The sequence below is a fragment of the Thermodesulforhabdaceae bacterium genome, assembly GCA_037482015.1.
In the GTDB taxonomy this organism is placed as follows: Bacteria; Desulfobacterota; Syntrophobacteria; order Syntrophobacterales; family Thermodesulforhabdaceae; genus JAOACS01.
Window position 1 is genome coordinate 8,856 of the sequence record JBBFKT010000025.1, and the last position, 248, is coordinate 9,103.

General features: G+C 38.3%; 1 protein-coding gene. It reads left to right on the top strand.

Annotated elements, in window-relative coordinates; genetic code table 11:
• Nucleotides 1-31 precede the first annotated feature (31 nt).
• Nucleotides 32-248: AAA family ATPase (locus WHS38_12340; protein ID MEJ5301766.1), on the top strand; the 217-nt coding region annotated here is incomplete at its 3' end.

A 248-nucleotide genomic window follows, 5' to 3' on the forward strand; every position in this document is an offset into this window, starting at 1 on the left:
GGATTGGAGCAAAAGTTATCCTGTAATTTATGTGGACTTTGCTGAGGGAGTGGTTAGTGGCACTGATACTCTTGAAGAGATTATAAATTCTACCCTGAATTACCATGCTGAAATGTATGGCATTGAACTAAAAGAAAGGCTGTTGAATCTTAAGCTCAAGGAGTTAGTAAGGAAAACATCTGAAAAATATGCTTCCAAAGTAGTGGTTCTCATAGACGAATATGACAAGCCGATTCTGGACAGGATAG